The sequence below is a fragment of the Nocardioides flavescens genome (genome assembly GCF_009823805.1).
GTDB lineage: Bacteria > Actinomycetota > Actinomycetes > Propionibacteriales > Nocardioidaceae > Nocardioides > Nocardioides flavescens.
In genome coordinates this window covers 1-13341 of record NZ_WUEK01000017.1, presented here as the reverse complement: position 1 = coordinate 13341, position 13341 = coordinate 1, and the positions used below count along the sequence as shown (strand labels likewise).

Annotated in this window: 16 protein-coding genes; 10 read left to right on the top strand and 6 right to left on the bottom strand. The window is 72.4% G+C overall.

Annotated elements, in window-relative coordinates:
* Positions 1–126 precede the first annotated feature (126 nt).
* Entirely contained in the window at positions 127–1509 is a 1383-nt protein-coding gene (locus GRQ65_RS20915; RefSeq protein WP_160879956.1) for an NAD-dependent succinate-semialdehyde dehydrogenase, read from the top strand.
* Here the strand turns inward: GRQ65_RS20915 and GRQ65_RS20910 are convergent.
* Complete coding sequence (locus GRQ65_RS20910) at positions 1499–1969, bottom strand: AAA family ATPase (protein WP_160879955.1); 471 nt, start codon at positions 1967–1969, stop codon at positions 1499–1501. The two genes, GRQ65_RS20915 and GRQ65_RS20910, sit on opposite strands and share 11 nt — an antisense overlap.
* A 34-nt stretch (positions 1970–2003) precedes the next feature.
* On the opposite strand from GRQ65_RS20910, the gene GRQ65_RS20905 reads away from it, so the two are divergent.
* On the top strand, positions 2004–2171 hold the full coding sequence (locus tag GRQ65_RS20905) for a hypothetical protein (protein WP_160879954.1): 168 nt from the start codon (positions 2004–2006) through the stop codon (positions 2169–2171).
* Positions 2168–2293, top strand: a complete 126-nt coding sequence (locus GRQ65_RS23625) for a hypothetical protein (RefSeq protein WP_272917799.1) — start codon at positions 2168–2170, stop codon at positions 2291–2293. Before GRQ65_RS20905 ends, GRQ65_RS23625 begins: the two co-directional genes overlap by 4 nt.
* Before the next feature lie 20 nt (positions 2294–2313).
* Here the strand turns inward: GRQ65_RS23625 and GRQ65_RS20900 are convergent, their stop codons facing one another.
* Together GRQ65_RS20900 and ychF are read right to left on the bottom strand one after the other, a co-directional pair.
* Positions 2314–2721, bottom strand: coding sequence for a HutD family protein (locus tag GRQ65_RS20900; RefSeq protein ID WP_160879953.1), 408 nt, complete (start codon positions 2719–2721; stop codon positions 2314–2316).
* A 10-nt stretch (positions 2722–2731) separates the two neighbouring features.
* Complete coding sequence (ychF, locus tag GRQ65_RS20895) at positions 2732–3808, bottom strand: redox-regulated ATPase YchF (RefSeq protein WP_160879952.1); 1077 nt, start codon at positions 3806–3808, stop codon at positions 2732–2734.
* A gap of 81 nt (positions 3809–3889) precedes the next feature.
* Between ychF and GRQ65_RS20890 the strand changes: the two genes are divergently transcribed.
* Positions 3890–4387 (top strand): thioesterase family protein, encoded by a 498-nt coding sequence (locus tag GRQ65_RS20890; RefSeq protein WP_160879951.1) that lies wholly within the window; start codon positions 3890–3892, stop codon positions 4385–4387.
* Positions 4388–4431: 44 nt separating this feature from the next.
* Here the strand turns inward: GRQ65_RS20890 and GRQ65_RS20885 are convergent, their stop codons facing one another.
* The gene (locus GRQ65_RS20885; protein WP_160879950.1) at positions 4432–5181 is read right to left on the bottom strand and encodes a CDP-alcohol phosphatidyltransferase family protein; all 750 of its coding nucleotides are present in this window, start codon (positions 5179–5181) and stop codon (positions 4432–4434) included.
* A gap of 59 nt (positions 5182–5240) precedes the next feature.
* On the opposite strand from GRQ65_RS20885, the gene GRQ65_RS20880 reads away from it, so the two are divergent.
* The 3 genes from GRQ65_RS20880 (at position 5241) to GRQ65_RS20870 (ending at position 7740) form a co-directional block, all read left to right on the top strand.
* Positions 5241–6017, top strand: coding sequence for an exodeoxyribonuclease III (locus GRQ65_RS20880; protein WP_160879949.1), 777 nt, complete (start codon positions 5241–5243; stop codon positions 6015–6017).
* Positions 6018–6178: 161 nt separating this feature from the next.
* Positions 6179–7243 (top strand): DNA recombination protein RmuC, encoded by a 1065-nt coding sequence (locus tag GRQ65_RS20875; RefSeq protein WP_337191927.1) that lies wholly within the window; start codon positions 6179–6181, stop codon positions 7241–7243.
* Complete coding sequence (locus GRQ65_RS20870) at positions 7240–7740, top strand: DUF6542 domain-containing protein (protein ID WP_160879948.1); 501 nt, start codon at positions 7240–7242, stop codon at positions 7738–7740. Before GRQ65_RS20875 ends, GRQ65_RS20870 begins: the two co-directional genes overlap by 4 nt.
* Here the strand turns inward: GRQ65_RS20870 and GRQ65_RS20865 are convergent.
* A complete protein-coding gene (locus tag GRQ65_RS20865) occupies positions 7667–8293 on the bottom strand; it encodes an L-threonylcarbamoyladenylate synthase (RefSeq protein ID WP_160879947.1) in 627 nt (208 codons plus the stop codon). The two genes, GRQ65_RS20870 and GRQ65_RS20865, sit on opposite strands and share 74 nt — an antisense overlap.
* Positions 8294–8434: 141 nt before the next feature.
* Between GRQ65_RS20865 and GRQ65_RS20860 the strand changes: the two genes are divergently transcribed.
* Complete coding sequence (locus tag GRQ65_RS20860; protein ID WP_160879946.1) at positions 8435–10507, top strand: cellulose biosynthesis cyclic di-GMP-binding regulatory protein BcsB; 2073 nt, start codon at positions 8435–8437, stop codon at positions 10505–10507.
* Positions 10508–10510: 3 nt separating this feature from the next.
* On the opposite strand, the gene GRQ65_RS20855 is transcribed toward GRQ65_RS20860, so the two are convergent.
* Positions 10511–11494 carry a 4-hydroxy-3-methylbut-2-enyl diphosphate reductase gene (locus GRQ65_RS20855; RefSeq protein ID WP_160880017.1) on the bottom strand — a complete coding sequence of 328 codons (984 nt, stop codon included), beginning with the start codon at positions 11492–11494 and terminating at the stop codon, positions 10511–10513.
* Positions 11495–11558: 64 nt separating this feature from the next.
* On the opposite strand from GRQ65_RS20855, the gene xseA reads away from it, so the two are divergent.
* Together xseA and GRQ65_RS20845 are read left to right on the top strand one after the other, a co-directional pair.
* A complete protein-coding gene (xseA, locus tag GRQ65_RS20850; protein WP_160879945.1) occupies positions 11559–12794 on the top strand; it encodes an exodeoxyribonuclease VII large subunit in 1236 nt (411 codons plus the stop codon).
* On the top strand, positions 12787–13020 hold the full coding sequence (locus tag GRQ65_RS20845) for an exodeoxyribonuclease VII small subunit (protein WP_160879944.1): 234 nt from the start codon (positions 12787–12789) through the stop codon (positions 13018–13020). Before xseA ends, GRQ65_RS20845 begins: the two co-directional genes overlap by 8 nt.
* Positions 13021–13341 lie beyond the last annotated feature (321 nt).

The following is a 13341-nucleotide window of genomic DNA, read 5'->3' as shown; positions in this document are numbered from 1 at the left end:
GAAAGTTCGACTGTCGACGACCCGGGTGCCGACGAGCGGACCACCCGTAGCGCCGCCACCCAGGCGGCTGGCACGGTGGACTCACACGGGGGAAGCGACGACACCAGACCTACGGGAGGACCTGCCATGACCGAGCCGGCGTACCGCGCCATCGACCCGCGCACCGGAGAGGAGCTGGCGACATACGACACGATCGGCAACAGCGACCTCGAGGCGGCGCTCGCGAGCGGTCACGAGGCGTTCGCGAGCTGGCGGGCGCTGTCGGTCGAGGAGCGGGCCGCGGCGGTCACGAAGGTCGCGCGCGAGCTCGAGAAGCAGGCCGACCGGCTCGCCGAGATCGCGGTGCGCGAGATGGGCAAGCCCAAGGGCGAGGCGCTCGAGGAACTCGAGTTCTGCTCAGCCATCTTCGACTACTACGCCGACAACGGACCGGCGTTCGCCGCCGACCAGCCGATCGACGCGAGCGGCGGCGACAAGGCGGTCATCCAGAAGCGACCGATCGGGCTGCTGCTCGGCGTGATGCCGTGGAACTTCCCCTACTACCAGGTCGCCCGGTTCGCCGCGCCCAACCTCGTCGCCGGCAACACGGTGCTGCTCAAGCACGCCGAGTCGGTGCCGGGCTGCGCGCAGGCGCTGCAGGAGGTCTTCGACGCCGCGGGCGTGCCGAGCGGGGTCTACCAGAACGTCTTCGCCTCCCACCCCCAGATCGAGCAGGTCATCGGCGACCGCCGCGTCCAGGGCGTCTCGCTGACCGGCTCCGAGCGGGCGGGCGCGGCCGTGGCCGCGATCGCCGGGCGCAACCTGAAGAAGTGCGTCCTCGAGCTCGGCGGCTCCGACCCCTACGTCGTGCTCGACACCCCCGACGTCGCCGCGGCGGCCGAGCAGGCGTGGCAGACCCGCATCTACAACACCGGCCAGGCCTGCAACTCCAACAAGCGCATGATCGTGCGCGAGGAGCTCTTCGACGAGTTCGTCGCCGAGCTCACGAAGCAGGCCGAGGGCCTCGAGCCAGGCGACCCGATGGACCTCGGCGAGCGCGCCTACTCCCCGCTGTCGTCGCGCGCGGCCGCCGAGGCGCTCGCCGCGCAGGTCGAGGACGCCGTCTCGAAGGGCGCCACGCTCCACGCCGGCGGCCGGCTCGCCGACGCCCCGTCGGCCTACTACTCCCCCGCGGTGCTCTCCGGGATCACCCCCGAGATGCGCGCCTTCCGCGAGGAGCTGTTCGGCCCGGTCGCGGTGGTCTACCGCGTGACCTCCGACGAGGAGGCGCTCGCGCTGGCCAACGACACCGACTACGGCCTCGGTGGCGCCGTCTTCAGCGCCGACGCCGACCGCGCGCTGCAGATCGCCTCCGAGCTCGAGGTCGGGATGGCCAACGTCAACACCCCGGCCGGCGAGGGCGCCGAGATCCCGTTCGGCGGCACCAAGCGCAGCGGCTTCGGCCGCGAGCTCGGCCCGCTCGGCATGGACGAGTTCGTCAACAAGCGGCTGCTCTACGTCAAGGCGTGACCACGACGGTCACGTCGTCCTCGTCCGGCCCCGGCGGCCGGAACACCCGCAGGTAGTGCTCGAGGAGCTCCGCGTCGACGGTGAAGTCGTCGGCGTGGGCTCCTCGGCGCTCCGCGAGCCGCCGGCGTACGACGTCCGGCGGGGTGTCGAGGTGGACCACCTCGACCTCGGCTCCGTGCTCGCGGCCCAGCGCGCGGTAGTCGTCGCGCTGGCGCCGCGACCAGAACGAGTAGTCCACGACGACGTCGCGGCCCGCGTCCAGCGCGTCCGCGATCTGGCCTCGCTGGCGCCGACGCGCCTCGAGCGCGATCACGTCGGTGACCGCCCGGGCGTCGGTCAGCCCCAGCTCCCACGCGGCCCCGTCGATCGTGAACCGCAGCCACCCGGCGTCCTCGAGCCGCCGCGCGTACGTCGACTTGCCCGACCCCGCGACGCCGCACATCAGCACCAGCCTGCTCACGGCTCGACGCTACGTGCCCGGGTACCTCTCCCCCATGACGACGATCCCCGGTGAGCCTCCCGAGCCCGACGCCCCCGAGGAGCCGGGGGTCGACCCCAGCGGCGAGCCGCAGACCGAGCCGCCGGCGGATCCGGTCGAGGATCCGCAGTCCAACGCTGTCGAGCCGTTCTCGCCCGACGACCCCGAGGCCGTCGACGCGTGACGGTCCTCGCCGGGCGGACCCTCGGGTTCGGCTACCTCCTGCACAACCACCCCTGGCTGCTGCTCCTCGTGCTGGTCGTCGTCATCGGCGTGATCGTCTGGATGCGCCGCACCGGCCGCTGAGCCTTCGGCGACGCGACCCGTCAGACTCCCGGCCGCATCGTCACCTCGAACGCCGCTCCCGCCTCCACCACGTCCAGGGCGACCTCGGAGAACAGCTCGCGACGCCACATCAGGTTCACCTGGTGCGTGACTCCCCCGACGGGGACGCCGACCACGGCGTCCTCGCCTGCGAACCGGACCCGCTCCCCCACCCCGAGGCCCACCGTGCGCCCGTCGGCGAACCGCAGCTCGAGCGCCTCGCCCTCCAGCAGCAGCAGTTCGCGGTCGACCCCGGGGAACGACGAGAACTCGGCCGGGCCGGTGCTCGTGGCGATCGACAGCCGCCAGTGCCAGTCGTCTGAGTCGGGGACCCGCGCCAGCTCCCGCGTCGTCCCCAGCCCGTTGCGCCAGGGCACCGTGCGGCCCTGCTCGGCGCGGACGACCGTCACGAGGACCCGCTCAGACGTTGAAGCGGAACTCGACCACGTCGCCGTCCTGCATGACGTAGTCCTTGCCCTCGATGCGGACCTTGCCCTGCTCCTTGGCCTTCTGCATGGAGCCGGCGGCGACGAGGTCGTCGAAGGAGACGATCTCGGCCTTGATGAAGCCCTTCTGGAAGTCGGTGTGGATCACGCCGGCGGCCTCGGGGGCGGTGGCGCCCTTGCGCACGGTCCAGGCGCGCGACTCCTTCGGGCCGGCGGTGAGGTAGGTCTGCAGGCCGAGGGTGTCGAAGCCGACGCGGGCGAGCACCTCGAGGCCGGGCTCGGTGACGCCCATCTCGGCGAGCATCTCGCGGGCCTCGTCCTCGTCGTCGAGCTCGACGAGCTCGGACTCGAACTTCGCGTCGAGGAAGATCGCCTCGGCCGGCGCGACGATCGCCTGCATCTTGGCCTTGAGGTCCTCGTCGGCGAGCTCGTCGGCGTCGCAGTTGAAGACGTAGATGAAGGGCTTGGCCGTGAGCAGCGACAGCTCGCGCAGCAGCGTCACGTCGATCGAGGTGGCGGTCAGCGGGGTGCCGCCCTCGAGCGCGGCCTGCGCCTCCTTGGCGGCGGCGACGGTGGCGCCGAGCTCCTTCTTGCCCTTGGCCTCCTTCTCCAGCCGCGGGATCGCCTTCTCGAGGGTCTGCAGGTCGGCCAGGATCAGCTCGGTCTGGATCGTCGAGATGTCGGAGGCGGGGTTGACCTCGCCGTCCACGTGGGTGACGTCCTCGTCGCGGAAGACACGGGTGACCTGGCAGATCGCGGCGGACTCGCGGATGTGGGAGAGGAAGCGGTTGCCGAGCCCCTCTCCCTCCGAGGCACCGCGGACGATGCCGGCGATGTCGACGAACTCGACGGTCGCGGGCAGCACCCGCTCGGAGCTGAAGACCTCCGCGAGCCGGGGCAGCCGGTCGTCCGGCACCCCCACGACGCCGACGTTGGGCTCGATGGTGGCGAAGGGGTAGTTCGCCGCCAGCACGTCGTTCTTGGTCAGGGCGTTGAAGAGGGTCGACTTGCCCGCGTTGGGGAGTCCGACGATGCCGATCGTGAGAGCCACGAGCGTCGATCCTAGGTCGTACGGCGCGCCGGAGCCGCACCGGCGGAGCGCGGGCAGCCCGGCGTGGCTAGGGTCACCCTCATGCCCGAGCACCCCAGCTACAGCCAGCTCGTCTCCCTGCCGGCGTACGCCGAGCAGCCCGTCCCGGTCGCGTTCGAGGACAACAACGGACAGCTCAACGTCCGTCACTACCTCGGCATCGGCAGCGAGGGCCTCGACGAGTCCCTCGTCAGCGTCGGGATCCCGTCGAACTGGCCGGTCAAGGACGGGCTCGCCTGCCTGTCGGCCGAGCACCACCTCGTCTACTTCCACGAGCTGCGCACCGGCGACCGGATGTCGGTGCGGGTGCGCCTGATCGGGCGCTCCGAGAAGGCCGCGCACGCCCAGATCTTCGTGCTGGACGACACCTCCGAGCGCGTCGTGTGCGCCTTCGAGGAGATCTTCCTGTGCGTGCGCCTCGACCCGCGCGGCACCGTCGCCTGGCCCGAGGACGTCGCGAAGGGCATGGACGAGCGGATCGCCGAGGACGCCGGTCGCGACTGGGGCCGCGAGATCTCCGGGCACCTCGCCCTGCGCTGAGCCGCTCCGCTGAGCTGCTCCACTGAACTGCTCCCTGGGGCGCCTCAGGGGGCGGGCTCGGCCGCCGGCTCCGCGGCGAGGGCGATCGCGTCCTCGCGCTTCTTGACGTTGGGCGGCCAGAAGGTCAGCCACAGGCTGAGCGCGACGTAGTAGGCCGGGTAGGCCAGCGAGGCGAGCACGAGCCACAGCGGCGCGCCCGGCAGCAGCGCCGTGATGACGGCGTACACCCCCAGCCAGGCGGTCGCGAACGTCATGTTGGTGTACCAGAGCACCTCGGTGCGCGAGGGGTAGACGTACTTCACCGGCACGAAGATCAGCACGGTCAGCACCAGCAGCACGACGGTCGTCGTGACGGTGCTCGCCTCGAGCACGATCAGGTAGAACGCCGCGATGTTCCAGTAGCTCGGGAACCCCAGGAAGAAGTGGTCCTCGGTCTTCGCGTCGCTGCGGCAGAACTGGTAGCACGACGCCACGACCGGCAGCGCCGCGACGACGCCGCCCCAGGCCCCTCCCGGCAGGTAGCCGGTGGCCCACAGCAGCACCATCGGGGCGAACGCGTAGGTGATGTAGTCGACGATGTTGTCGAGCAGCGCCCCGTCGAACTCCGGCACGACCTCCTTGACGCGCAGCCGGCGCGCCAGCATCCCGTCGGAGCCGTCGACGATCATGGCGGCCAGGAAGAGCCACAGGACGGTCTCGACCTCACCCTGGTAGGCGAAGTGGACCATGAGCAGCGCCAGCACCACCCCGGAGGTGGTGTAGGCGTGCACCGCCCAGGCGGCCAGCTTCTCCATGTGGGTCCACGCTACGGGGTCGCAGGCCCGTGCGGCGATCCCACGTAGGGTCGTGTCCCGTGCGGATCGCCACCTGGAACGTCAACTCCCTGCGCTCGCGCATCGACCGGGTCGAGCGGTTCCTCGAGCGTCACGACATCGACGTGCTGGCCCTGCAGGAGACGAAGGCGCGCGAGGAGCAGCTGCCGCTGATGGGGCTGCAGTCGGCCGGCTACGAGTTCGCCTACTCCGGCACCAGCCAGTGGAACGGCGTCGCCCTGCTCTCGCGCGTCGGGATCGAGGACGTCGAGGTCGGCTTCCCCGAGATGCCCGGGTACGGCGATCCGGTCGCGCCCGAGGCCCGCGCGATCGGCGCCACCTGCGGCGGGGTGCGGGTGTGGTCGCTCTACGTGCCCAACGGCCGCAAGGTCGACGACCCGCACTACCACTACAAGCTCGAGTGGCTGGCCCGGCTGCGCGAGGCGGCCCGCGGCTGGATCGACACCCCGACCGCACTGGTGGGCGACTGGAACATCGCCCCGCGCGACGAGGACGTCTACGACATCGCGGCGTTCGCCAAGGACACCCACGTCACGCCGCCCGAGCGCGCGGCGTTCCAGGGCTTCCTCGACGACGGGTACGTCGACGTGGTGCGGCCCCACACCCCGGGCCCCGAGGTCTTCACCTACTGGGACTACTACCGCCAGCGCTTCGAGCGCAACCGCGGCATGCGCATCGACTTCGTGCTGGGCTCGCCGTCCTTCGCCGAGCGCGTCGTCCACGGCTTCATCGACCGCGAGGAGCGCGCCGGGCAGGGCGCCTCCGACCACGCCCCGGTGGTCGTCGACCTCGACTGAGGCCACGCGCTCGTCGAGTGGTTTCGAGACGGTCGTTGCACGACCTCCTCGACCAGCGGTGGTGAGGTCACCGGTGGTTGAGGAAGGACGAAGTCCTTCCTCGAAACCACTGACCGACCACGTCGAGCACGACTGTCGGTGGTCGCGTCCATGCTGAGCGCGTGGACACCCTCACCCTCATCGGCGTGCTGCTGCTGGGCCTGCTGGCCGGGCTCTCGCTGGGCGCGCTCATCGGCGCGCTGTGGGCGCGCTCGCGCTCGTCGTACGTCGGCGGCGTGGTCGACCAGGCCGAGGTCATGCAGGGCCTCGACCGGCTCAGCGACCAGCTCGTCGACCTCGACCTGCAGCGCGCGAGCTGGCAGGGCCAGCTCAACGAGCAGGTCGTCGGCATGCGTCATTCCACCGAGACGCTGCGCCGCGAGACCCAGTCGCTGTCGACGGCCCTGCGCCGCCCGCAGGTGCGCGGGCGGTGGGGCGAGCTGCACCTGCGCCGCGCCGTGGAGCTGGCCGGACTCGTCGACCGGTGCGACTTCGACGAGCAGGTCCGCCTCGACGACGGCGCTCAGCGCCCCGACCTCGTCGTCCGGCTCGCCGGCGGCCGACAGGTCGTGGTCGACGCCAAGGTGCCGCTCGACGCCCACCTCGACGCGACCTCGACCGACGACGAGCAGCTGCGCGCGGGCCACCTCGCCCGGCACGCCCGACAGGTGCGCAACCATGTCGACCTGCTCGGCTCCAAGGCCTACTGGCGAGCGCTGCCGGAGACGCCTGAGTTCGTCGTGCTGTTCCTGCCCGCCGAGTCCTTCCTCGGCGCCGCCCTCGAGGCCGACCCGCGGCTGCTCGAGCACGCCGCCACCCGCCAGGTCGTGCTCGCCACCCCCACGACCCTGATCGCGCTGCTGCGCACCGTGGCCCACGGGTGGAGCCACGAGGCGCTCGCCGACCAGGCCCGCGAGATCCACCGTCTCGGCCGCGAGCTCCACGCCCGCCTGGCCACCCTCGACGGACACCTCGACAGCGTCGGCCGCTCGCTCAACGCCGCGGTGGGCCACTACAACGCCGCGATGGGCTCCCTCGACTCCCGGGTGCTGGTGTCAGCCCGCCGCTTCCGCGACCTGGCCGTCACCGACGACGACCTGCCCGCCCCGCGCTCGGTCGAGCTGAGGGCCGTCGAGCGGCGTGGGGACGACGACGATCCCGGTCTCGGCCGTACGGTCGGGCTGTGACGCGCGGCGCGGGCCGGCCCCGCACCCTCTGGGAGGAGGGCCGTCAGCCGGGCCCCCAGGTGGTGGCCCTGGGCCTCGCGCTCGTCCTCACCGCGGTCTCCGCCGACGTCCTGGTGGGCGGTGACGTCGGCGCGGTCTTCGACGTGTCCTTCGTCCTCGTGTGCGCGGCCCTCGCGCTGCTGGTCCGACCGGGCGACTTCTTCACCGTCGGCGTGCTCCCACCGCTGCTCATGCTCGCGGTGGTCGCCCTGGTCGCCACCACCCGCCCGTTGGCGCTCGACCGGGTGGGCCGGGCCGACGACGCCTGGCAGGCCGTCGTCGGGGGCCTGGCCACCCACGGGCTCGCCCTCGCCCTCGGCTACGCCCTCTGCCTGGCGCTGCTCGCCGTGCGCGAGCGCTGGCTGCGCGGGCGGCCCGGGCGGCTCAGCCGAGGAAGCGGCTCGCGTCGCCCGCACCCTCGCGCAGCACCTCGGGTGCTCCCTCCGACCAGTCGATGACCGTGGTCGGCTCGGCGGGCGTCTCGCCCGCCTCGACCACGATGTCGACCTGGTGGTCGAGCTCCTCCTTGACGTCCCAGCCGTTGGTGCGCGGCTCGGTCTCGCCGGGCAGGATCAAGGTGCTGGTCAGGAGCGGCTCACCCAGCAGGTCGAGCAGGGCGTGCACCAGCGTGTGGTCGGGGATGCGCACGCCGACGGTCTTCTTCTTCGGGTGCAGCAGGCGGCGTGGCACCTCGGGCGTCGCCGGCAGGATGAACGTGAAGGGCCCGGGCGTCGCGGCCCGCACCGTGCGGAACGCCGCGTTGTCGACGTGCACGAGGTGCCCGAGCTGGCTGAAGTCGCGGCACACCAGCGTGAAGTGGTGGCGCTCGTCGAGCCCGCGGATGCGCAGGATGCGGTCGCGGCCGTCGCGGTTGCCGATCCGGCAGCCGAGGGCGTAGCCCGAGTCCGTCGGGTAGGCGATCAGCGCGTCGTCGTCGCGCAGCGCGTCGACGACCTGCTGCAGCAGCCGCGGCTGGGGGTTGTCCGGGTGGATGTCGAGGTACCGGGCCACTCGGCCAATGTAGAACGCCGTGACGCGGCGGTCAGTAGGGTGAGGCGACACCGGGGATCCGGAGAGAGTCCAGGAGGGCACGTGCGGGGGACGGGACTGCGGGCGCGACAGCGCCTGCGCGCAGGGACGACACGCGTGGTCGTGGCGACCCTGGCGTCGACGGCCCTGAGCGTCGGTCTGGTCCTCGCGACCCCTGCGGCCTCGCAGGCCGACTCCGCGCTGGTGCCGGGCACGATGTCGAGCGACAACGTCGGCACGAGCACGTTCTCCGTGCCGGTGCCGTCGGGCGTGGTGCCGAGCGCCATCTCGGCGATCCTCACCCAGCCGGCGCTCGTCGAAGGCGGCACCGTCGTGTTCAGCGTCAACGGCCGCCCGGTCCTCTCGGTGGCCTCGACGCTCTACCGCAAGGTCTCGATCCCCGTCACCCCCGCCGACGTCGTCGCCGACGGCACCATCGCGCTCTCGGTCTCGACGGCGGGCGTCGCGGCCGCCGGCGCCACCTGCACCCCGCCGGCCGGCACGGCGGCGCTGCGCCGCATCGCCCTGCAGTACACCGGCGTCGAGACGGCACCGACCTCCCCTGGCACCTTCTTCCCGCCGTCCTCGGCCGGGGTCAACGTGCAGATCCCGCAGGACGCCGACCAGGCCACCATCACCGCGGGGCTGACAGCTGTCGCCGCACTCGCCGTGCAGTACGACGACGACACCCCGATCGCGCTCGTCACCAAGACGCCCGCGTCGACGAAGGTCGTCGCCACCCAGCGCCTCGTGGTGCTCACCCCGGGCCCCGCGGGCGAGGTCAACGCCGAGGTCTCCTCCACCAACGGCGTGCCGACCCTGACGCTGACCGGCTCCGGCGACGCGCTCGTCGCCGCCGCGCGGGCGCTGTCCACCGAGACCCTGGGACTGTCGGGCACCTCGGCCCAGAACCCCTCGCAGCAGGCCAAGCCCCGCAACACCGCCACGACCCGCACGCTCGGCAGCCTCCAGGTCGGTGACCTGACCCTGTCGGGCTACGGCTCGGTGACCCGCGACCTCGAGCTGCGCCAGGACTCCTTCGGCCAGCCCGTGGACTCGATGAAGGTGCACCTCGAAGGCACCCACACGGCGTTCGCCGAGGGCAGCGGCGCTCGCCTCGACATCCGCGCCAACGGTGCGCTCGTCGCCTCGCAGAACCTCGGCCAGGAGTCGGCGTTCTCCGTCGACTTCTCGGTGCCGGCCAACGAGCTGCGCTCGGTCAACGACCTGTCGCTCACGCTCAACGCCCTCGCACCCGACGGCTCGGCCTGCACCCCGGCGTCGGTGCCGGCCGCCGAGGTAGACATCGACACGGCGTCCTCGACGGTGGCGGTGACCCCCGGCACCGGAGAGGCCGAGGGGTTCCAGCTGTTCCCGCAGATCCTGGAGGGCACCCTGCCGGTCGCCCTCAAGGCCGTGCAGGGCGAGGCCACCGCCGCGATCAACGCCGCGGCGATCATCGTCGACATCCAGCGGGCCGCCGGGTCGCTGCTCGACATCCAGCTGATGACGCCGGACCGGTTCCTCGCCGACGACCGCTCCGGGCTCTTCATCGGGGCCGTCGCCTCCGACTCCCAGGCCCTCGACGCGCCGCTCAAGCTGAGCGCGACCCGGCTGCTGGACCGCGAGGACTCCACCGTCGAGGTGACCTCGCAGGACCCGTACGCCGTGCTCGAGTCGATCGACCGCGACGACCGCCTCGTGCTGATGCTCGGCAGCTGGGCCACCGGCGACAAGGCCGCCGACGGCATCCTGGCCCGCAAGGTGGTCGACTTCGTCGGCAGCACCGGGTGGGCCGACCTCGAAGGCGACCTCGTCATCGCCGACGAGGCCAACCCGGCCTTCGCCACCGCCAGCCGCTCGCTCGCTCCGCACCAGGAGGTCGAGGAGGAGACGTCCTACGCCAAGTGGTTCGTCGCCGGCATCGCGTTGCTCCTGCTGCTGCTGGCCCTGCAGGTCTTCCTGGCCATCCGCCGCGACCGGCGCGTCTCGCGGGCCGAGGAGGAGGAGCCGCGCCGCGGACCGGCGTACGTCGAGGACGAGGCCCACGAGGTCGACGACCTCGGTGACGTCGACGACCTCGACGTGCTCGAGGGCACCGACGACCGCGGCACCACCCCGGCGCCGCCGACGGCTCCGCCGGCACAGCCCAAGGCCGCGCCGACCACGAAGCCGCGGCCGAAGAAGAAGCCCTGAGGACTAGCTGCGGCCGGCGGCCTTGAGGTCGCGGCGCAGCTCCTTGGGCAGGGCGAAGACGAGGCTCTCCTCGGCGGTGTGCACCGCGCGGGCGTCGGGGTAGCCCCGCTCGCCGAGGTAGGCCAGCACGTCCTGCACGAGCGACTCGGGCACGCTCGCCCCGGAGGTCACCGAGACGGTGCGCACGCCTTTGAGCCACGCCTCGTCGATCTCGCTCACGTCGTCGATGCGGTGGGAGGCCCGCGCACCGGCCTCCAGGGCGACCTCGACGAGCCGCACGGAGTTGGAGGAGTTGGCCGAGCCAACCACGATCACCAGGTCGGCCTCGCGGGCGATCTCCTTGACCGCGAGCTGGCGGTTCTGCGTGGCGTAGCAGATGTCGTCGCTCGGCGGGTCGAGCAGCAGCGGGAACCGCTCGCGGATCGCCGCGACCGTCTCGAGCGTCTCGTCGACCGACAGCGTGGTCTGCGAGAGCCAGGCGACCCGGCTCGGGTCGCGCACGACGATGGAGGCGACGTCGTCGGGCCCCTCGACGAGCTGGATGTGCTCGGGGGCCTCACCCGCGGTGCCCTCGACCTCCTCGTGGCCCGCGTGGCCTACGAGCAGGATGTCGTAGTCGTCGGAGGCGAAGCGGCGGGCCTCGTGGTGGACCTTGGTCACCAGCGGGCAGGTGGCGTCGATCGTCTTGAGCGAGCGCTCCTCGGCCTGCGCGTGCACGGCCGGCGAGACGCCGTGGGCCGAGAACACGACCGTCTGCCCCTCGGGCACCTCGTCGAGCTCGTCGACGAAGATGGCGCCGCGCGCCTCGAGGTCGCTCACGACGTGCTTGTTGTGCACGATCTGCTTGCGGACGTAGACGGGCGAGCCGTAGAGGTCGAGGGCCTTCTCGACGGTCACCACGGCGCGGTCGACGCCGGCGCAGTAGCCGCGCGGCGCGGCCAGCAGCACGGCGCGGTCGGCCTCGTCGGTGGGCAGCACGGGCGGCATCCCGAGGTCGGTCGTCACGCCTCAAGCCTACGGGGGTCGGTGCCATCCCCTAATCTCCACGGACATGGCCCTGGACACCTCGCCGGACTCCCCGGCACCCGTGCGCCAGATCGCCAACCTCGTCGCGCAGTACGTCGACCGCCTCGGCGCCGTGTGGGTCGAGGGCCAGATCGCGCAGATCAGCCGGCGCCCGGGGCTGCAGACGGTGTTCATGACGCTGCGCGACTCGGTCGCCGACATCTCGGTGCCACTGACCGTGCCGCGCAGCACCGTCGACTCACTGGCCACGCCGCTGGTCGAGGGTGCGCAGGTGGTCGTGCAGGCCAAGCCGTCCTACTACGCCAACCGCGGCTCGTTCTCGCTGCAGGTGCGCGAGCTCCGGATGGTCGGCCTGGGCGAGCTGCTGGCTCGGCTCGAGCGGCGCCGGCAGCTGCTGGCGGCGGAGGGCCTGTTCGCCCGTGAGCTGAAGCGGCCGCTGCCCTTCCTGCCGCGCCGGGTCGGACTGGTGACGGCGCCCGGCTCGGCCGCGGAGCGCGACGTCGTCGACAACGCCCGGCGCCGGTGGCCGCAGGTCGCCTTCGAGGTGGCGCACGCGACGGTGCAGGGTCAGCGCGCGGCGGGCGAGGTCATCGAGGCCCTGGGGCGCCTGGAGCGCCACCCCGACGTCGACGTCGTCATCGTGACCCGCGGCGGCGGTTCGGTCGAGGACCTGCTGCCCTTCTCCGACGAGGCGCTGGTGCGCGCCGTCCACGCCATGCGCACACCCGTCGTCTCGGCCATCGGCCACGAGCAGGACTCCCCCCTCCTCGACCTCGCAGCCGACGTGCGCGCCTCCACCCCGACAGATGCGGCCAAGCTCGTCGTGCCCGACGTCGCCGAGGAGCTGCGCCTGGTCGACGCCGCCCGCCGCCGGTTGCGCCACACCCTCGCGGGCTGGCTCGAGCGTGAGCAGTCCGGGCTGGACGCGCTGCGCTCGCGCCCCGTGCTCGCCGACCCGCACACCGTGCTCGACGAGCGGGTCGCCGAGCTCACGAGCCTGCGCGACCGCGCCCGCCGGACGCTGTCGCACCGCCTCGACCGGGCCCACGACGACATCGCGCATCAGCGGGCCCGCGCCCGCGCGCTCTCGCCCCTGGCCACGCTCGAGCGGGGCTACGCCGTCCTGCAGGACGCCGACGGCCACGTCGTGACCTCGGTCGCCGCGGTCCCGCCCGGCGCCGCCGTCACGGTGCGGGTGGCCGACGGGCGCGTCCACGCCACCACGACCGAGACCGAGACCCTGGAGACCACCGATGAGTGACCAGCCCAGCGACCAGCCGAGCGAGCAGCTGAGCTACGAGCAGGCCCGCGAGGAGCTCGTCGAGACCGTCCGCCGCCTCGAGAACGGCGGCACCACGCTCGAGGAGTCGCTCGCCCTCTGGGAGCGCGGCGAGCACCTCGCCGGCGTCTGCCAGCAGTGGCTCGACGGCGTCCGCGAGCGCCTCGACGCGACCTTGGCCGAGGACGACGAGAGCACCGGTGGTTGAGGAAGTCGCGCTAGCGACTGTCTCGAAACCACGCGCCGCGAGAGTGGTTTCGAGACGGGCCTAGCGGCCCTCCTCGACCACCGACGACGCGGACCCGAGCAGCCTCCCGAGCACCGGTGGTTGAGGAAGTCGCGCTAGCGACTGTCACGAAACCACGCGCCGCGAGAGTGGTTTCGAGACGGGCCTAGCGGCCCTCCTCAACCACCGACGACGCGGACCCGAGCAGCCTCCCGAGCACCGGTGGTTGAGGAAGTCGCGCTAGCTGTTCCATCCACGGACGTTAGGTACGGCGTGCCGGCTGGACGATGACGAAGACCTCCG